At 60.7% G+C, this 20,031-nt stretch carries 14 protein-coding genes; 9 read left to right on the top strand and 5 right to left on the bottom strand.

The annotated features are described in order from the left end of the window. Nucleotides 1-67: 67 nt before the first annotated feature. Nucleotides 68-2,053, top strand: a complete 1,986-nt coding sequence (locus tag ABFC66_RS05650) for a TonB-dependent receptor (RefSeq protein WP_346740001.1) — start codon at nt 68-70, stop codon at nt 2,051-2,053. Nucleotides 2,054-2,108: 55 nt separating this feature from the next. Here the strand turns inward: ABFC66_RS05650 and ABFC66_RS05645 are convergent, their stop codons facing one another. Next, nucleotides 2,109-2,954, bottom strand: a complete 846-nt coding sequence (locus ABFC66_RS05645; protein WP_346740000.1) for an enoyl-CoA hydratase — start codon at nt 2,952-2,954, stop codon at nt 2,109-2,111. 142 nt (nt 2,955-3,096) lie between these two features. On the opposite strand from ABFC66_RS05645, the gene ABFC66_RS05640 reads away from it, so the two are divergent. The 6 genes from ABFC66_RS05640 (at nt 3,097) to tolR (ending at nt 8,788) form a co-directional block, all read left to right on the top strand. Continuing rightward, nucleotides 3,097-4,332 carry an aspartate aminotransferase family protein gene (locus ABFC66_RS05640; protein ID WP_346739999.1) on the top strand — a complete coding sequence of 412 codons (1,236 nt, stop codon included), beginning with the start codon at nt 3,097-3,099 and terminating at the stop codon, nt 4,330-4,332. 146 nt (nt 4,333-4,478) lie between these two features. Then, the gene (locus ABFC66_RS05635; protein WP_346739998.1) at nt 4,479-6,026 is read left to right on the top strand and encodes an acyl-CoA synthetase; all 1,548 of its coding nucleotides are present in this window, start codon (nt 4,479-4,481) and stop codon (nt 6,024-6,026) included. A 250-nt stretch (nt 6,027-6,276) separates the two neighbouring features. Then, nucleotides 6,277-6,486, top strand: coding sequence for a hypothetical protein (locus ABFC66_RS05630; protein ID WP_346739997.1), 210 nt, complete (start codon nt 6,277-6,279; stop codon nt 6,484-6,486). Between the two features lie 232 nt (nt 6,487-6,718). Then, the gene (locus ABFC66_RS05625) at nt 6,719-7,534 is read left to right on the top strand and encodes a TonB family protein (protein WP_346739996.1); all 816 of its coding nucleotides are present in this window, start codon (nt 6,719-6,721) and stop codon (nt 7,532-7,534) included. Between the two features lie 23 nt (nt 7,535-7,557). Then, nucleotides 7,558-8,376 (top strand): MotA/TolQ/ExbB proton channel family protein, encoded by an 819-nt coding sequence (locus ABFC66_RS05620; protein ID WP_346739994.1) that lies wholly within the window; start codon nt 7,558-7,560, stop codon nt 8,374-8,376. Beyond that, entirely contained in the window at nt 8,354-8,788 is a 435-nt protein-coding gene (gene tolR, locus ABFC66_RS05615; RefSeq protein ID WP_346739993.1) for a protein TolR, read from the top strand. The genes ABFC66_RS05620 and tolR overlap by 23 nt, the downstream gene beginning before the upstream one ends. A gap of 150 nt (nt 8,789-8,938) precedes the next feature. On the opposite strand, the gene ABFC66_RS05610 is transcribed toward tolR, so the two are convergent. Further along, on the bottom strand, nt 8,939-9,991 hold the full coding sequence (locus tag ABFC66_RS05610) for an alpha/beta hydrolase (protein ID WP_346739992.1): 1,053 nt from the start codon (nt 9,989-9,991) through the stop codon (nt 8,939-8,941). A gap of 560 nt (nt 9,992-10,551) precedes the next feature. Here ABFC66_RS05610 and ABFC66_RS05605 point away from each other — a divergent pair. Continuing rightward, on the top strand, nt 10,552-13,047 hold the full coding sequence (locus tag ABFC66_RS05605) for a TonB-dependent receptor (RefSeq protein WP_346739991.1): 2,496 nt from the start codon (nt 10,552-10,554) through the stop codon (nt 13,045-13,047). Nucleotides 13,048-13,204: 157 nt separating this feature from the next. On the opposite strand, the gene ABFC66_RS05600 is transcribed toward ABFC66_RS05605, so the two are convergent. From ABFC66_RS05600 to ABFC66_RS05590, 3 genes are all read right to left on the bottom strand, one after another. Further along, nucleotides 13,205-14,242: an alcohol dehydrogenase catalytic domain-containing protein gene (locus ABFC66_RS05600; RefSeq protein WP_346739990.1), complete on the bottom strand. Its 1,038-nt coding sequence runs from the start codon at nt 14,240-14,242 to the stop codon at nt 13,205-13,207. A gap of 136 nt (nt 14,243-14,378) precedes the next feature. Beyond that, nucleotides 14,379-16,190 carry an NAD(P)/FAD-dependent oxidoreductase gene (locus ABFC66_RS05595; RefSeq protein WP_346739989.1) on the bottom strand — a complete coding sequence of 604 codons (1,812 nt, stop codon included), beginning with the start codon at nt 16,188-16,190 and terminating at the stop codon, nt 14,379-14,381. Nucleotides 16,191-16,220: 30 nt separating this feature from the next. Beyond that, complete coding sequence (locus tag ABFC66_RS05590; RefSeq protein WP_346739988.1) at nt 16,221-18,755, bottom strand: AMP-binding protein; 2,535 nt, start codon at nt 18,753-18,755, stop codon at nt 16,221-16,223. A gap of 89 nt (nt 18,756-18,844) precedes the next feature. On the opposite strand from ABFC66_RS05590, the gene ABFC66_RS05585 reads away from it, so the two are divergent. Beyond that, nucleotides 18,845-19,942: an AraC family transcriptional regulator ligand-binding domain-containing protein gene (locus tag ABFC66_RS05585; protein ID WP_346739987.1), complete on the top strand. Its 1,098-nt coding sequence runs from the start codon at nt 18,845-18,847 to the stop codon at nt 19,940-19,942. The last annotated feature ends 89 nt before the right edge of the window (nt 19,943-20,031 follow it).

Raw genomic sequence — 20,031 nt, 5'->3', positions numbered from 1 at the left:
TCGTTCGTCTGCCTCTCCGCCGGTCCTAGCGGCCGGGGTTGGCCGCGAAAGAGATTCGGGTACACAAATGAACCGTTCATTCCTCGGCCTGCATATTCTGGCCGCGTTGGGCCTGGCGGCAGTCGCCGCCACGCCTGCACTTGCCGACACGGCGACGCTCCCGCCGGAAATCCTCGTCACCAGCGGCCCGGAGCCGCTGCCGACGAAAGAGGTTGCAAGCTCCTACACGATCATCACCGCGCAAGAGATCGAGGCCCATCAATATCGCACGCTGCCTCAGGCTCTGGCCTCCGTGCCGGGTGTGACCATCATCCAGTCCGGCGGAACCGGCAGCGTGGCTTCGATCTTCATGCGAGGCACGAATTCCAACCAGACCCTCTTTCTCCTGAACGGCCAGCGTATTGGCGATCCCTCCGACCCGCGCGGCGCCTTCAACGCCGCAAACCTGACGCTCGATAATGTTGAGCGCATCGAAATCGTGCGGGGGCCGCAAAGCGCGCTGTATGGCAGCCAGGCTATGGGCGGCGTCATCAACATCATCACGAAGCAGGGCAAGTCCTCGCCGACCACAACAGCGCGCATCGAGGCGGGCACGCTCGGAACGCTCAACACGAGCCTCACTTCCGCCGGAAACGTTGAAGATACCAACTATTTTCTCTCGCTCTCCCGGCAAGCAACCGACGGCAACGACGTTACGCCTGCGCGTCTGCGCTTCGGCGCCGGAGAAGAAAAGGATGCGAGCGAGAACGTGGCCTTTTCGGGCCAGCTCGACCGCGCCTTCAACGAATATCTCAGTGGCTCCTTCTTCGTGCAGTACAATGACAATCGAATGGAGCTTGACGAAGGCGGATACAACTCCTCCTTCAATCCCGTGTTCGAGGATCTCGGAAATCGCTCCCGCGCGCAGCAGGCCTTCGTGACAGGCTCGCTCGCCGGCCGCCTCGCAGATGGCAAGTGGCGTCCGAAGTTCACCCTCGCCTACAGCCACTATGCGACGAACACCGTCGACTATCCCGATCGGCTCCTCGACGTCTATTCGGAGAACATCAATACGCGCGGAGAACGGGTCAACGCCGCATTCGACAACGTGGTCGATCTCAGCGCGACCAACACGCTGACACTGGGCACCGACTACTCGCACGAGTCCTTCTCATCGAATGGCCTGCAGGATTTCGACGGGTATCTCATCATGCCTGTGTCGAGCGCATCGACCGACGCCTATGGCATCTCGCTGTCCGACCATCAGACATGGGGCGACAACTGGTTCGCGACGGCGAGCCTGCGCTATGACATGCCGTCCAACTTCAAGAAGAAGATGACCTGGTCGATCGCGCCGGGATACTACATCCCGTCGACCGACACCCGCTTCACGGCAAGCTACGCGACCTCATTCAAGGTGCCTTCGCTCTATCAGCGCTTCGGCTACTCGATCTCGCAGAGCCCGCCTTATCCCGCATCCATCTACACCGGGAATCCGAACCTGAAGCCCGAGGAAAGCCGCGGCTGGGAATTCGGCGTCGAGCAAGGACTCGTTCCCGACATGCTGCGGACCGGAGTGACGTATTTCGACAACCGCATCGAGAATGCGGTGTCGATCGTCTATGACCTCGCCGGCAATTCGACCGCGCAGAACACGCCTGCCTTCAATACGCATGGTGTGGAAGCTTTCATAGAGGCAACGCCGCTCCCCTCGCTGACCACCCGGTTGAACTACACGCTCACGGTGCTCGAAGCCGACACGTTCAGCACAACATTGACGCGCCGTCCGCGCCATATGGCGAACTGGACGACGGAGTGGAAGATCGACGATGCCACGTCCGTCGGAACGGATATCAAGTGGATCGATCCCTATCTCGATATAACGCGCAACACCTTCGTCTATACGAAGCCGGGCAGCTATCTCGTGGTGAACCTCTCCGCGTCGCGCGTCATCACGAAGGGCATCGAACTGACCGCTCGCGTCAACAACCTGCTCGACCGCCAATATGAACCGGCCAACGGCTTTCAGGCGGCGGGCATCGAAGCGCTTGCGGGTATTGCCGTGACGTTCTGATCGAACGCAGCGACCGATTGGGCGCGTGGAGAAACAATCTCCACGCGCCTTTTTTCTATCGACCGGTGAAGTTCGCCTTTCGCTTCTCGACGAAGTGCGCGACGCCTTCCTTGAAATCCGCCGTCGAAAAGCTCTTCTGCATCTCGCTGTCGCCAACCGCCAGCGCTTCGTTGAAATCCTGGAAGAGTGCCTTCCAGACCTGCGCCTTCATCACACCCATCGAGCGCGGCGAGACCGTCTCGGCAAGTGCTCTAGCATAGTCCATCACGGCGCCCATGAAATTCGCCTGCTCGAAAACCTTGTTCACGAGGCCCATCCGCTCGGCTTCCGCCGCCGTAACCTTGCGCGCTGAAAGGAGCAGATCGAGCGCGTGGGCGGGACCGACGAGGCGTGGCAGAAGCCATGAAATGCCATGCTCGGCGATCAGCCCGCGCTGCGCGAAGGCCGTGGTGAATTTCGCGTCCGAACCGGCAAAACGCATATCCGCATAGAGCGCGAAGACAAGACCGAGCCCGGCCGCCGGCCCGTTGATCGCGGCAATGATCGGCTTCTTCACCTGCATGAGATAGCCGAAGCGTCCGCCATAATGGGGCGACACATCGGGGCCCAGTCCACTCGCGAAATCGAATTTTTCTTCCCGCGCCGCCTGCGCAAGCTCGCGCTCTTCCCAATTGTCGGGCTTGATACTTTGCAGAAGACCCATGTCGGCGCCCGCGCAGAAGCCACGCCCCGCGCCCGTCACCACGATGACGCGCACATTGTCGTCCGCGACGGCGGCGGCCAGCGCCTGCTTCAGGCTCCTCTCCATCGCCGCCGTCCAGGCATTGAGCTTGTCCGGGCGATTCAGCGTCAGAAGCGCAACCCGGTCCTTCACCTCATATAGAAGATCTTCCATCTGCATCGTCGTTCCCTCCTGTTGTTGTCGTTTTCCGTTCCGGCGGGCGCTCTTTTGCGGCGCCACCTTCCAAGCCGTCGGCATTTCGGAGAGTATAGGCACAAAGAGGCATGTGGCCGAAGCCCACCGCCGACGCGAGGAAAAGGAAATGACGATGCCGATGCCCGAAAAGGGAACCGATTGGGAGAGCCTGAAGCAGGAGATGCTGACGCGGGCCGCGCATGACGTGAAGTGGCGCGAGGGCAAGACCGCCGTCTACGTCTTCAATGCAGGCCCCGACGTGGAGCGAGTGCAGAAGGAAGCCTATACGCTCTTCATGTCCGAAAACGGCCTCGGGCCGATGGCTTTCCCAAGCCTGAAGAAGATGGAAGACGAAGTCATCGCCATGGGCCTTTCCCTGCTCCATGCGCCGGAAGGGGCTGCGGGCAACATCACCTCGGGCGGCACGGATTCGATCACCATGGCGATGAAGACCGCGCGTGATTATGCGCGGAAAGAGAAGGGCCTGACGGGGACGCTCAATATCGTGCTGCCCTGGTCCGCCCATCCCGCCTTTGACAAGGCGGCGAAGGTCATGGAGATCGAGGTGCGGCGCGTGCTCCTCGCCAATTATCTCGCGGATGTGGAGGCTATGGGCAAGGCGGCTGACGACAAGACGATCATGATCGTCGGTTCGGCCCCCTGCTTTCCCTATGGCTTGATCGACCCGATCGCGAAGCTTGGCGAGCTCGCCGAGGCGCGGGGGCTCTGGCTTCACGTGGACGCCTGCGTCGGCGGCTATATCGCACCCTTCGTGCGGATGAATGGCGGCGACGTCCCGCCCTTTGACTTCGAGGTGCCGGGCGTTTCCTCCATGTCTGCGGACCTCCACAAATATGGCTATTGCGCCAAGGGCGCCTCGACGGTTCTCTTCCGTTCGGAATCGCTCCGTGCACATATGATCTTCGATTGCGACGACTGGCCGGGCGGCCGCATGGTGACGCCGACACTCGCGGGCACCCGGCCCGGCGGCGCAATCGCCGCCGCATGGGCGGTGATGAATTTCCTCGGCGTCGAAGGCTACCGCGCGAAGCACAAGCAGGTGACCGATGCCCGCGAGAAAATCGCGGCAGGCGTCACGGCGCTCGGCTTCCGCGTGTTGGGAAATCCGCAACTCGGGATCATCTCGTTCACGCATGACGAGATCGACTGCATGGCCGTCTGGGGCAAGCTCTTCGAGCGCGGCTGGTTCACAAGCCTGACGACGGTGCCCGCAGGCCTTCACCTCATGCTCTCACCCTTCCACCTTCAGGTGGCCGACACCTATCTCACCGACATCGCCTGGGCCGTCGATCAGGTGAAAGCAGGCATGAAAGGCGCAGCGCGCGAGGCCCGCTACAGCTAGGAACATACGGGGAGCCAATGCCTGGGGCATGGGCTCCCGCCCCCTGCCGACAGGCTTGTAAGCGCGGCATCCCGGAAAATCGCCTGTACCCCCTCCCCTCGCCTGCTACACTTTCAGCAACAAGAAAAGCTGATGGGGAGGGACCAATGGCTTCTTATGTGCGTTCCGGCGCTCGCGCCGCGGACATAGCAACGCTTGGCGGAAATGCGGCGCGCGCCGCAACCGGCTTTGCCGAACTCGGAATCGGACGGGGCGATGTCGTCGCCGTCTATCTCCGCAACGATCTCGCCTTCTTCGAGGCTTCAATCGCCGCCGGTCTGGTCGGCGCCTATTCGACGCCCGCCAACTGGCACAATTCGCCTGACGAAGCCGCCTATATCTTCGAGAATTCCGGCGCCAAGGCCATCGTGATCCATGCGGATCTCTATCACCCGATCGCCAGGGCGATCCCGAAGGGCGTGCCCGTCTTCATCGTCGAGACGCCGCCGGAGATATTATCTGCTTACGGAATTTCAAAGGACGCGGCGCGCGCGCCCGCAGACATTCCACTCTGGTACGACTGGCTGGCGAAATTTCCGCCCAAGGCGCAAGGGCCTGACCAAGCCCCCGGCTCCATGATCTACACGTCCGGCACCACAGGCCACCCCAAGGGTGTGCGCCGCAATCCGCCGACGGCCGAAGAGACAGCGGCATGGACCACGATCATCGGCCACGTCATGGGCTTCAACCCGAAGTTCGGCACGCCGGAGAATACGGTCACCGTCATTACCGGCCCAATGTATCACTCGGCGCCCAATGCCTATGGGCTCTACGCCTTTCGCTATGGCGCGACGGTCATTCTCCAGCCGCGCTTCGATCCCGAAGAGCTTCTTGCCACCATCGAGCGCGACAAGGTCACGCATCTCCACATGGTGCCGACCATGTTCGTGCGCCTGCTGAAGCTGCCCGAAGAGGTGAAGCGCAAATACGACCTCTCCAGCCTGCGCTTCGTCGTCCACGCGGCCGCCCCCTGCCCCGTCCATGTGAAACAGGCAATGATCGAATGGTGGGGACCGGTGATCTACGAATATTACGGCGGCACGGAAACGGGCGCCGTCGTCTTCTGCGACTCGAAGGAATGGCTCGCCCATCCGGGCACGGTCGGCAAGGCCATCGACGGCGCCGAGGTGCTGGTGATCGGTGAGAATGGCGAGGAGCTTGCGAAGGGTGCAACCGGCGAAGTCGTTTGCCGCTCGCACCGCATTCCGGACTTCACCTATCATGGCGATGACGAGAAGCGACGCCGCGCCGAAAAGCGCGGCCTCATCACGCTTGGCGATGTCGGCTATCTCGATCAGGACGGCTTTCTCTATCTATGCGACCGCCAGAAGGACATGGTGATCTCCGGCGGCGTGAACATCTATCCGGCCGAAATCGAAGCCGAGCTCCACAAGATGCCCGGCGTCGCCGACTGCGCCGTCTTCGGCATTCCCGACGAGGAATTCGGCGAGCAGCTCTGTGCCGTCGTGCAGCGCCAGCCCGGCGCCGATCTCGGCGAGGCAGAGGTTCGCGCCTTCCTGCGCGAGCGCATCGCCGGCTACAAGGTGCCCAAGCGCGTCGAATTCCGCAGCGAGCTGCCGCGCGAGGATTCCGGCAAGATCTTCAAGCGCAAGTTGCGTGAGCCTTATTGGGAGGCTGCCGGGCGGCGCATCTAGCGCGTCGCGCAACCTTCGCATACTGACATATTGTCATTTCATGCGACGCGGCATAACATCCACTCACGGCACAAGTCTGGCTGATGCTTCGGTCCGGCTTGTGTCAATGCCGACCCGATGTTCGCGGCCATTATGCGCCGCAGTGCGTAGTCACTTCCATTCCGCAGAACGCTAGAAGCGCCGACAGGCGACGGCACAGGGAATGAAACGTCCTTGGAGGGTTTGCCCTCTGAATGCAAAGGACGACGTCATGACTGCAGCTCCCCGCATCGTCTTCGAAGCCCTCACTGGTGCTGAAACCCTCGCGGCCCGCGCCTCGGCGCGAGCCATCCGGTTCGTATGCGGCCTCTTTGAAGCGGCCTCGGGCTTCAACCCGGGCGATGCAACCGCCGCCGCGATTGCCGCCTTCATCGGGTTCTACGGCATCGCCTTCGTCGGCCATGCGGTCATCGCCTACTGACCATCTCTGAAGTCGACGGCCAACCGAAGGGCGGGGCACATCCAGTGCCCGTCGGCAGTCGCCATGCGTTGAGACAGGCCGCACATTTTCACACTGCAAAGCTGTCTATTTTCTTATCCCACCCCGCGCGCCTGGTGCCCGCGCCCGCCTTTTCGGCGTCGCCGCAAGAAAGGGAATTGACTGATTGTCAGTTACCCTATAGATTTAATGTTGTTTAAAAGGCGCCGATGCGATGAAATTTGTAGCAGTAAAGAAAGACTGGTCCGGCCCGGCATGGGCCGGGCGCCAAGGCGGCGATGTTCTGGCCGACATGCGGACAATCGCGCCCATCGCCCTGGTGGCCGGCGCCCGCGTCAATTTCTGGCACCCTCGAAGCGACGGCGCCATCAGACATGCCCGTCACGCGATTTCAATCGGCCTGCACGCCGCCCTCTTCGGCACAATCTATCTGGCTTCGCTGCACGCGCCCGTTCGGTTGCAGGAAGAGCGGCCACTGGAGCTGGTTCTGGAAACGCCCGTCCAGGAAGCGCCTGCGCCGCCTGCGAAATTGGACGAGCCGCCTCCGGCGCCGCCCGCTCCGGCGGAAGATGTTGTCGCCGCTGAGAAGCCGCGACCGAAACCTATACGTCCGAAGCCGCCGAAGATTGTGAAGTCCGAGGCCCGGCCCGCATCGCCCGCCCCCGCGCTGCCGTCCCCGAGCACGGCGTCGGCCGCGCCGGCACAAGCACCATCGGCACCGCCGCCGCCAAAGAGCCTGCCAAGCTCTTACGTGTCGCGCATCTATGATCGCGTCAGCAAGGCAGCTTCCGGCAACTATCCCCGAAGCGCTCTCATGCGTCAGCTCGAAGGTCGCGTCGCCTACACGCTCGTGATCGGCGCAGATGGACAGCTCCTGAGCTACACCGTCGAGCCTTCGGGCAAGGAAGTCTTCGACAAGGCCGCAGCAGCGGCAATCGAGCAGGCGGCACCCTATCCCGCCCCTCCGGAACTCGGCGCCAAGGCGTACCAGTTGCACGGCGTCATCGCCTACCAACTGAACGACGAATAGCGCCGTCAACATGTGAGTAGATTATGACCGACACCCCCCTTCAAGCCGCGACCGTCGGCGCCCAATTGCCCGTTCCGGATGCGGCCTCCCAGGCAGCATCGACGCTTGGGTCCGCGGCCGTGGACATCGCGCACACCGCGACTCTCTCGCCCGTCGCTCTGTTTCTTCAGGCCGACACCGTGGTCAAGACCGTGATCATCCTCCTGATCCTGGCTTCCCTCTGGGCATGGGGTGTCATAGCCGAAAAGAGCGTTCGGCTGGGCAGACTGAACCGGCGATCGTCATCGCTACTCGCATCGCTTCGCAAAGGCTTTTCCATACGGGAGCTGGGCGAGAAGCTGCAGTCCTTTTCGAAGGATCCGATCGCATCGATATACAATGCGATCGCTGACGAATATCGCCGGTCGCATGAGGAAGCGCCCGACTTCCGCGATATCGATCAGGACAGCTTCAAGGATCGCATTCACAGGATTTCTCAGCTGTCGACGAGCAGCGAACTCGAGCATTTGCAAAAGGGCCTGCAGGGCCTCGCGACAATCGGCTCGGTTGCTCCATTCGTAGGCCTCTTCGGTACCGTCTGGGGCATCATGAACAGCTTCCAGGGCATCGCGGCAACCAACAACACGAGCCTTGCCGTCGTCGCGCCGGGTATCGCCGAAGCGCTTTTCGCCACGGCACTCGGTCTCGTCGCGGCCATCCCGTCTGTTGTGGCCTACAACCGCCTCTCCGGCGAGATCGGCCGCTATGCAAAACGCCTGACGACGTTCACCGGTCTCGTCGAAGTGGAACTGTCGCGCGAACTGTCAAACAAGAAGGTGCATGATGGCCGTTTCGCTGCGTAATTCGACCGACATAGATGGGCTCGATGCGCCCGCGATGAGCGAGATCAACGTGACGCCGCTTGTCGACGTCATGCTCGTCCTGCTGATCGTCTTCATGGTGGCCGCTCCGCTCATGACGGTAGGTGTGCCGGTCAACCTGCCCAAGACTCAAGCCAATCCGTTGCAGGATCAAAAGCCCCCGCTCGCCGTCAGCGTCGACCGCGACGGAAAGGTCTTTGTCGAGAAGAACGAAGTCAGCCAGGATGCGCTCGCTCCGGCGCTGGTGGCCGCCACGGCTGGCGATGTAAACCGCCGCATTCATGTTCGCGGCGACAAGGCCGTTCCCTACGGCGACATTGTCGAAGTGATGGGCGTCATCAACCATTTAGGCTTCAACAAGGTCGCGCTGGTTTCCGATCCGGCCACGAAATGAGGCGGTGGTCCAGCGGCTTCCTGCCAGATCGTCTTGATTGAACGGCAGCCGGAAGCAGCCCAAACGGTCAGAAAATCAAAGGCGCGACGATTACGTCGCGCCTTTGATGCATTCAACAGCTCCCGGTCGGATCAGGCGACCTCTTCCGGCTCAAACTCTGCGTAGGCGCAGAGTGTCGAGATGACGGCGAACCATGCGCGACGTTTCCTCAATTGCAGTTTTCGCTTCCGGAACGATACCGCCCATTCCGACGAATCCGTGGATTTGCCCCGGGAAATAAATCGTATCGAACGCCACGTTCTCGCGATCCAGGCGCTTTGCGAATTGCACGGCTTCATCGCGCAGCGGATCGAACCCCGCATAGAGAAGAACCGTATAGGGAAGATCGGCGAGAGAAGCAGCGAAGAGTGGAGAGATACGCCAGTCCGAATGTTCGGTCAGGTGGCCGACATAATTGCGCCGATACCAGGCATATAGCTCCTTCGTCAGGAGATATCCTTTCGCAAACTCGTCATGCGAAGGCGCGCTCGCCGTCAGATCCAGGCATGGATAGATAAGCACCTGGAATGCGGGGTCGAACCTGACATAGCCATCCCGCGCGGCGATCGCCGTGACGGCTGCCAGATTGCCGCCTGCGCTGTCACCGGCGAGGCCGATTTTCCTTGGATCCACACCCAATCGCTCTGCATTGGCCTGCACCCATTCAGCCGCGGCCCAGGCATCTTCTATTGCCGCGGGAAATGGCGACTCGGGCGCCATCCGATATTCGACCCAGATGATCGCGGCGCCCGTCTGATTGGCCAGTTCGCGGCACACCGGCTCATAGGTATCGAGACCGCCAAGGCACCAGCCTCCGCCATGAAAAAAGATCATCGCGGGCAGGAGGCCCGTATGCTTCTCCGGCCTGAAAAGCGTCAGGCTGGGTACGCCGCCCCGCGATGGCGTAATCGTCTCCCGCGCACCGATCGCCGGCTTGGGAGCGATTACACGGCTGCGGCTTTGCGAATATCTGCGCCGCATCTCCGCTGCGGTCACTTCCGACAACGCTCCACGCCCTTTGTCCAGCAACGCGATAGCCGCAGCGGCGGAGGCGTCGATCCGCCTCTCACCGTGGGCTCTCACGGGAAAGGGCGACACGTTTGACGACGTGTAGCTCGTGACGACGTCATCATTGCCCGGACCGGTGGAAGCAAAATCCTTCATTTTACGCCTCTACGCTTTTGTCTATTAATACGATAGCCTTAAAAGCAAGTAGCGACAAGCATCGGCATCGATCCCTCCGGCGAGCGCATCATCGGCCCGGGAAGGCGAACCGGAACCGCGGAAATGTCTTTCGATGCGCTAAAACAAGGAACATTTGGAAAACTGCGACCTGTGACCGTTGCGCCATAGTGGCCCCAAAACCGCTCAAGGTTCCGCAGGGAGCGACAAATTAGGCTTCCTTATATTATATCTATTTGATAGACATAAAATACTTAATATGATGAATATCTCGGCCGCAACTGCAGCGCCGGGGAGCTTTGAAATCAGGGTCTCTTGCCATGACGAGATGCAGCAACCTTTCCATGATGCCCATGCCCGCTCTGCACCTCTGTTTGTGCTGAGCAGGAATTCCGCCGGCCAGCCCTGAGGCCTGCCGCCGACATCATCCGAGCATTCCCCAACTCCATTAGCCGCCTCCCCAGGCGGGAATGAGCGCCTGACACGCAGGCACCGCAAGGCTCGCCTTGCGGATTCTGAACGTCCTCAACCGGAGAAGTACCATGCGTGACAAACTCGCGGCCGCACCGCGATCGAGCCTTCTTATTTCGAAGACCATAGGCCTGCTGCTGGCGAGCACAGCACTTGCTTCCACATGCGCTTTCGCAGCCGAAACCGCAGAGCCGGCACAGCAGCAAAAGAAGACCAAGCCGGCCGAGATTGCCGTCGCCTCGCCTGCACAGATCGAAGAGATTGTCGTCACAGCGCGCAAGCGCAGCGAGAAGTCGCAGGACGTGCCGGTCGCGCTGACCGTGCTCGGCGGCAAACATCTCCAGGATGTCGGCGCGGTCAACATCCGCGAGATCTATCGGGAAGTGCCCACGCTTCAGGTCACGATCCCCAACGCCCGCAATACGACGCTGAACATTCGCGGCCTTGGCAGCGGCATCGCCAATGACGGCCTCGAAAATGCCGTCGGCGTCTTTGTGGACGGCATCTACTACGCGCGCCCCGGTTCGGCCACGTTCGACCTTCTCGATATCGAGCGCGTCGAGGTGCTGCGCGGCCCGCAAGGCACCGTCTTCGGCAAGAACACCACCGCCGGCGCCCTCAACATCGCCACCTCGAAGCCGAGCTTCAAACCGCAGACGACCGTCGACGTTTCCGCAGGCAACTATAATTACAAGCAGGTCCGCGCGACGACCACCGGTCCCGTGAACGACGTGCTCGCCTATCGCTTTTCCGTCAACAAGACGACGCGGGACGGCTTTGTCGACAATGTCCGCCTCGGTATCGACCAGAACGATTATAACGACATCGGCTTTCGCGGGCAGATTCTCTATGTCCCGAACGACAATTTCGATCTGCGCGTCACCGCCGACTATGACAAGCAGAGAAATCATTGCTGCATCGCCGTCCTGAAGGATCACCTCACGACCTATTCCAACGGCGCGCCATTCGCGAACGGCATTCTGTCCCGTTCAGCCGCGATCGGCTACACGCCGCTTTTCGTCGACCCCTTCGAGCGCAAGACGGATTCGGATGTCGCCATCCTGAACAAGACGAACCAGCACGGATTCTCCGCAGAGGCCAACTGGGGCGTCGGCGGCGGATATACTCTGACCTCGATCACCGCCTATCGCGAATGGGCCTTCGACCCGACCAACGACTGGGACTATCTCGGCGCATCGATTCTCGCCGCCAACAACACGGTGTCGCATCAGAGTCAGTTCAGCCAGGAACTTCGCATCGCTTCGCCGAAGGGTGAAAAATTCGAGTATGTGGGCGGCCTCTATTATTTCTGGCAACACATCAAAAGCGACAACCTCAACACCTTCGGCTCGGATGCGTTCAAATATATAAGCCCCGGCACGGGATTGTCGGCCATTCCGGCAGCGCTCGGAACGCCTGCGCTGACCGGTTTCACCACCGACGATCATGCCGAACCGAAGACAAACAGCTATGCCGCTTTCGGTCAGGGCACATATCACGTCGACGATCAGCTCAGCCTGACAGCCGGTCTGCGCTACACCTGGGAAAACAAGACAGCGAGCTTCATCCGCACCAATTCCGGCGGCGCGCCGCTTTCGGCATTCTCCAGCGTTCAGAATATTCCGATTGCCCCCGGGGTCTTCGTCTCGCAGCAAGATCTCGTAACGGCGGTACGCAACGGCGTCGCACCGACGGCTGCGGGTGCGACCGATTTCACCCAGGACCACAGCGAGGGTGCGCTCTCCGGTGGAACCTCACTCAACTACAAGTTCACCGACGACCTGCTCGGCTACGTCTCGTTCAACCGCGGCTATAAATCCGGCGGCATCAACGTCGCCTATATTTCCCCCTCCAATCCGAACGCAAAGCGCGTCCTCGATCCGGAGACGGCCAACAGCTACGAGATCGGCCTGAAGTCGGAATGGTTCAATAACCGGCTGCGGCTCAACACTGCTCTCTTCTGGGAAGATGTGAAGAACTACCAGTCGACGGCCATGTGGTACAACAGCGCGACGGGCACCACGACCAGCTACCTCGCCAATGTCGGCAAGGTCCGCTCGCGCGGCATCGAAATCGATGCGCAGGCTGTGCCGATCGAAGGCCTGACGATCACAACGGCAGGTGCCTTCACCGACACGAAATATCTTTCCTTCGAAAATGCTCCCTGCGCGCTGGAAGACAGCTACAAGACGAGCTGCAGCGCGACGGGTAAGCAGGTTCCGGGTGCGCCGCGATGGTCCGCCTATGTCGGCGCGGAATATGAGTGGCCGCTGGGCGACCTTCTGTCGAAAAACGTCCATGCCTATGTGAACGGCGACTACAACTACAAATCGCCAACGCAGTCGGGCACGTCCAGCTACACCTGGGTAGGCGCTTATGGCGTTGCGAATCTACGCATCGGCACGCGTTTCGTGGATCGCTCGCTCGACGTCTCGCTCTGGGCCAATAATCTGTTCGATGAAGAGTACTACACCGCCATCGGCACTCTTCCCTTCAACGAAGGCGCGACAGCTGCGTTCCTCGGCGATCCCCGCACCGTCGGGATCACCGTCCGCACAACTTTCTGATCCGGACATCGAAGACAAAGCAAGTCACCCGGCCCTCACGGGCCGGGTGACTACTCGTTTGCGAAGCTTGTCGCCAAGGCAGTGCCGGGATTTGAATGAAGGGTAAGACCGCTCGACTCACTCACCGGCAAGCTCGGACGGTGTTACCAAATTCCCATCAGGGCACGAGGACCGACTTCAGAGTCCCGGCCTCGCGCTGGTCGAAGGCCGCATAGGCTCGGGGGCCATCTGCCAGGGCCATACGGTTGGTAATGAATTGCTCTGGCCGCAATCTGCCTTGCTGTATGAGCGGAACGAGCTTCGGCCAATAACTTGGAACCGAGCAGGTGCCGATCGCGAGATTAATTCCATGCATGAAAAGCAGACCCACTGGAAAATCAAAACTGGGTGACAGGTTCACGCCGATCGCCCCGACGTTCTGCATCCGTCCAACCAACGAGAGCGCCAGGGAAAGGGCAGAAGATACGCCGGCTGCCTCCAGCACACTGTCGAGCATCCGGCCTTTGGTGGCTTCACGTATCACGTCCACTGCCGTGGAGGGATCCAGGGCAACCGCGCCCAGGGAGGAAGCGATCGCCCTTCGTTCAGGCACTGGATCAATCGCAAATACGCGCGCGGCGCCCATTACAAATGCGTCTTCGACGGCCATCAGTCCGATAGGCCCCAGGCCAATGACAGCGACTTGACCGCCCGGCGAAATGCGCGCGAGTTCGCAGCCGAACCATGCCGTGGCCGCTGCATCGGTCAGCATCAAAGCCTGTTCGTCGGTAAGACCTTCCGGAATCGGCGCCGCATTGAAGTCCCCTGCCGGAACTCGCACCGCCTCGGCTTGTGAACCCTGAAGCTGGTTTGAAAGTCCATAGCACTGTTGCAGGTTCCGCTCGCAGCGCAGCACCACGCCCGCAAGGCATGGTGGACAAGAACCGCAGCCAACGGCGGCGGAAATCATGACCCGTTCGCCGACCCGGCGTTCATGTACGCCCCGCCCGATCTCGACGACTTCACCAACTGCCTCATGCCCGACACAATAGCCAGTCTGGTCAAAAAACGTGTCACCGTTGTAGATGTGCAGATCGCTGCCACAGATACTGCAGGCTTTGACGGCAACAATGATGTCGCGGTCATCTAGAATCTTGGGCTCCGGCACGTCTGCAAGAACGATGTCCCGCTTGCCTTGATAGATAAGACCTTTCACAGCATTGCTTCCCGTCGTTGTCTGTTGAGGCTGAAAGAGCTGCAGCTTCGATAGCCGTTGCCGCAAATCAGACCGCATATTCAATGGACCAATCCGACCGCCCCACCGTCGATGGGGCGGTCGGATTGGCAGCTATTCAGGAGATATCCAGCCCCGGCTTGCCGTTCGCTCTCCAGTCCGTCAGAACCTTGGTGAAGGCGATCGGGCCCGGCGCGTAGGTTTCAACCAGAAGGCCCTTATCGATGTCGCCTTCGCCCGTGTAGTAGCCCGGAGTACAAGTCTCCAGATAGGCCCGCGCTCCCTGCGCAAGCGCGCGAACTTCCGCGACCCAGGCGTCTTCGGCGGCCGTCGTCACCTCTATCCTGCTTTTTCCCGCCGCCTTGGCGTCGGCAATGACTTTCACAATATGCTCAGCCTGCTCATCGAGCGTGTCTGTGATGTTCGGCTTGAAGCCGTTCTGGCCCAACGCCATGATGAAAAAGTTGGGGAAGCCGTGAGTGAACATGCCGTGGAGTGTGCGTGTTCCGTTTCTGAACTTCTCAGTCAGTGAAACGCCGTCCGAGCCGTAGATTTCAAAGGCCGCACGCCGGGAATAGGCGGTGCCGGTCTCAAATCCAGTGGCGAAGATGATGCAGTCCACGGGATATTCGACGCCGTCAAAGACGATGCCGGTTTCCGTAATTCGGTCAGGTCCACGCCCCTGGGTGTCGATCAGGGTGACGTTGGTGCGGTTGAAAGCGTCGAGGTATTCGTCATTGAAGGTGGGGCGCTTGCAGAACATGCCGTACCAGGCTTTGAGCCCGGCAGCGGTCTTTTCATCCTTCACCGTGCGATCAATGCGGCTTCGGATATCGTTTCCTTTCCGGAAGTCCGCAATTTCCATCAGCTGAGGAATGTCCTCCAGTGCAACCGGCGAGCCGTCTGCCTGTTGTACGCTGAATGTATCGTGGTAGAGATGGGTCCAGCCATCATCCACCATATCGACGCCGGGATTAACGCCGCTCAAGGTGGCGATGAAATTGTCCATCCGCTCGCGCTGCCAACCGGGTTTCAGGGTCTTGGCCCACTGCGGATCGGTGGGCTTGTTGCCACGAACGTCAACTGTGGAAGGGGTTCGCTGCACGACGTACAGATGCTTGGCGTCCCTTGCCACGTAAGGCACGCACTGGATCGCCGTGGCGCCCGTTCCGATCACCGCCACTCGCTTGTCGGCAAGTCCGGTCATCTGGCCACGGCTGTTGCCGCCCGTATAGTCATAGTCCCATCGGCTGGTGTGGAAGGTGTGCCCCTTGAAACTGTTGATGCCGGGGATGCCGGGCAGCCGCGGGCGGTTCAGCGGCCCACTGGCGCTCAGAACATAACGCGCCCGGATCGTGTCGCCGCGATCCGTGGTCACGGTCCAGCGATCGGCATCCTCATCCCAACGCAGCTCGGTGATCTGGGTCTGGAAAAGGGCAGCGGAATAGAGATCAAAGTGACGGCCAATCCGCTTGGCGTGCTCGAAGAGCTCTGCGGCATAAGCGTATTTTTCAGTGGGCAGATATCCGGTCTCTTCCAGAAGCGGCATGTAGATGTAGGATTCGATATCGCATTGGGCGCCGGGATAACGGTTCCAGTACCAGGTGCCGCCGAAGTCTCCGGCCTTTTCGATAATCCGGAAGTTGTTGATCCCCGCCTTGCGGAGTTTGGACGCAGCAAGCTGCCCACCAAACCCGCCGCCAATCACGACAGCGTCCACCTCTTCAGACACCGGGTCGCGCACAAGAGGCGTCTCGATATAGGGATCGTCGATATAGCGGCTGAAGTCGCCAGTCACCTCGATGAACTGCTCGTTCTTCCTCGGATTGAGGCGCTTCTGTCGCTCCTCGGCATACTTGGCGCGCAGTTGAACCAGATCGACGCCATAAGATGCCGCGAGATCGGTCGTGGATGTGTTGGGGGCGTTCATGACTTCTCCATTTTCTGGGCTTGGAGCCGATCAAACGGCTTTGGTGAGTTGTTGATCGATGAAATTTCTGATGCGGCTCAGCGTCTCGCTCGCGGCAGTCGTGCCGATTGCCAGGGTCAGATAGCCATGGAGAGCGCCGGGCTGATGATGCGTCCACACCTCCACGCCCGTTTTGGCCATGGCGCGAGCATAGTCCTGCGCTTCCGCCGCCAGCAGGTCGGCGCCAGCCGAGATGACCAGGGCTGGAGCAAGGTCGCCAAGGCGCCCTCTGGCCGGCGCAAATCTCGGATCGGTACGCTGCCGTATATCGGGGACATAGAGGTCATAGAAGGCACGGATGTCGGCCCGCTTCATGAAGGGCGGATCAAAGGCGTGCATTGCGGCGCTATCGGTGTCGCCAGCCACTGAAGGATAGATCAGGATCTGGCCGGCCAACGCGGGCGCCTCGTGATCACGGGCGATCTGGGCGAGTACCGCTGACAGATTGCCGCCCGCGCTGTCGCCAGCAACGAAGAGCGGTCCGGTCGGCTCAAGGCTCGATAGTGAGGCCCAGGCATCCTCCACCGCTGCGGGAAATGGATGTTCCGGCGCAAGGCGGTAATCCACTGAAACAACTCTACAACCCGTTTGCGCCGCCAGCGTTCTGGCAAACAGGTCATAGTCGCGGACGGATCCCACGACCCAGCCGCCGCCATGGAAGAACAGGATCGTGGCCTTCGGAGACGGAACCGGCCAATAGTCGCGTGCCGGAACACCCGACAGGTCGAATTCGACGACATTGTGCATGTCAGGTCCGCCGCCCGGCGACATCTGAGCCAACATCGCTCGCATGATCTCCGGCGAGCTGTTGGTGATGGAGGGCAATTCCGGATTGGCGAAGGCCTCTGCGAGAGGCGCCATTTCAGGGTCAATGACCAGTTCCGGCCGCGCAGAGCCCTCATCGGCCATGGCCTGACGCATGAGGTACTTCTGAACCTTCCCCGACGCTGTCATGGGCAATTGATCAACGAAGTGAACTTGCGCCGGAACCTTGAAGTGAGCCAACTGCCCGCGGCAAAAATCCATGACCTCCGCAGCTTCGAGGGTTGCGCCGGGCGTCCTGACAACCCAGGCGCAAACCCGTTCGCCAAATCGATCGTCGGGGACGCCGATTACGGCGACATCGACTATGGCGGGGTGTCGGTGCAGATATTCTTCAATCTCACGGGGAGAGATATTCTCGCCTCCGCGAATGATCATGTCCTTGGCGCGCCCGGTGATCTTCACAAAGCCGTGCTGGTCCATTGTGGCGAGATCGCCGGAGTGCATGAAACCGTCGGCGTCTACTGCCTTTGCCGTGGCCTCCGGGTCACGCCAATAGCCGGACATCACTGAATAGCCCCGGGTGCAGAGCTCTCCCTGGACGCCTCGACGAACGGTATCCCCCTGCTCGTCAACGATCTTGATCTCGATGTGCGGGAGAACTCGCCCGACCGTCTCCACCCGCATGTCCAGAGGATCATCGGCAAAGGTCTGTGTACTGACCGGACTGGTTTCGGTCATGCCGTAAGCGATGGTGACATCGCGCATATGCATCCGGTCGATCACCCGGCGCATCACCTCCACGGGACAGGTGGCGCCCGCCATTATCCCTCCGCGTAAGGAGGAGAGGTCCCGACTATCAAAGTCCGGTGCGGCGAGCATGGCGATGAACATGGTCGGCACGCCATAGGCATGGGTGCAGCGTTCAGTTTCGATGGCCGCCAAACTGGCCTGGGCGTCAAAACCTGCCGCCGGATAGACCATCGTGGCGCCGTGGGTCACGCAGGCCAGATTGCCCATCACCATGCCAAAGCAGTGATACAGGGGCACAGGAATACAAACCCTGTCGCCGGCCTCGATCCCCGCTCTTTGTCCGACAGCGGCGCCATTGTTCAGTATGTTGCGATGGGTCAGCGTGACGCCTTTGGGGCGCCCTGTCGTGCCGCTGGTGAACTGGATATTGACGGGATCGCGGGGCGTGGGGGTTGCGGCCGCTAGTGGCGAAACATCGATGTCGAACAAATCATCGAAGCCAATAAATCCATCAGGCGGGACCGCTCCCAGCCAGATGCGGAACTGGAGGTCCGGTGCGGGAATTCCAGCCAGCTCTTCAGCATAGTTGATGTCCCGGAAGCCCGGAGCCGTGACGATTGCGCGGGCGCCGGAGAGATTGAGCACATGTTCAAGCTCTACCCGACGGTAAGCAGTGTTGAACGTGACAAAGATCAATCCCGCACGGGCTGTCGCGAACTGGAGCAACGTCCAGTCAGCGCCGTTGGGCGCCCAGACGGCCACACGGTCTCCGGGTTTGAGACCCAGCCGAATGAGACCTGCCGCCAATTGGCTGACGCGTTCGTCCAGTTCTGCAAAGGTCCACCGGACGCCTTCGTGGAGGGACACCAATGCCGGGAGCTGGGGCCAGCGCCGAGCCGCCTCCGCGACGGCCTCACCAATCGTGATTTCAAGCAGAGGCGCGGCCACGTCGCCAGCATCCATGGCCAGACCGTCTTGGGACCCACGCATCGCGTCCACGATTTCCTCCACCCAATATTCCTATTTGTTGGACGGATCATGGAAGACATGGGTACAGTCGTCTTGACAAAACGCGACATTGTATTGGCGAACGGTGACACATGGGCAAGCCGCAGGCTATGGCGGACGCTGGAGCGGTCCGTCAATTTGTGAAGTTCGCCAAAGCCAGCGGCCTCTCGCTGACGTCCATTCTCGACGAGGAACTGTCCGCTATTGTGGCTGCATCCGCCGTTGCGGAGCGGGTGCCTGCTCACGGGATCGTCGATCTCCTCCAGGTCTGTTCTGTGGTGGCGGGCCGCCCGGATCTCGGCATCAGCTTCGCCGCATGGGGAAATCTTCGGGGCTACGGCCCTTTGAGTATCCTTTGGGACCACTGCCCGACCATGGGAGAGGCGATCCGCCTAACTCAACGGTTCCAGCACATGGAAAGCGGTGCGCTCACGACAACAGTGGAGGAGCAAGGTGACGAAGTCGTCCTGCGAACCGTCCTGCTCGTGCCGACACGCTACGGGGGCTCGCAGTTTCTGGAAGGGACCTTAGCCCTGTCGATTCTGATCGGCAGGTTGATACTCGGGCAGGATTGGGCGCCAGAGTTCGTCGAATTCCAGCACGCAGCGCCAGCCAGTCTGCGAAGTCATCACAACTTCTTCCGCTGCCCGGTGAGTTTCGGAGCAGATCGTTGCGCTATAATTGGAAAAAAGGCCGATATGTCCCGACTTACCGGGGTGGGGAACGCACATATGCTCGCCTATTTGGAGCGCCATCTTGAAGCCACGGAGAAATCCTGGCCCACCAGCGTGGTGCAGCAAGTGGAACAAATCATTTCCACCAATCTCGCGGGGGGGAGCGTCTCGCTTCATCAGGTAGCGGGCGCCCTTGGGACAAACTCTCGAACCCTTCAGCGCCGATTGACGGCACATGGGCAGACCTTCAATCAGGTGGTCGAACAAGTCCGCCGTCGGGAGGTGGAGACATACTTCCAGAGTGAAGTCAGGCCGAACCTTTCAGAACTCGCCTATCGACTGGGATTCGCCGACACCAGCGCCGTCAGCCGCTTTCTTCGCACCAAGCTGGGCGTGGGGCTCCGGCGCGAACTATCGACCGCGCCGGAGAGAATTCTGCCAACAGGCTCTCCCACGACGCCTGAACCACCTGACAGCCGCCCGGGAACATCGGATCAGACCGGCCCGTCCGACTAGGCATCCGAGATCAACCGGCCAAAAGTTGCGCCGTCTGGCACGCGGCCATCTGGTCGGTAATCCGAAGGCTGCCGCCTCTCATTGTCAGC

This window comes from Parvibaculum sp. (assembly GCF_039680535.1).
Taxonomy (GTDB): Bacteria; Pseudomonadota; Alphaproteobacteria; order Parvibaculales; family Parvibaculaceae; genus Parvibaculum.
This window is presented reverse-complemented; position numbering and strand designations above follow the sequence as displayed.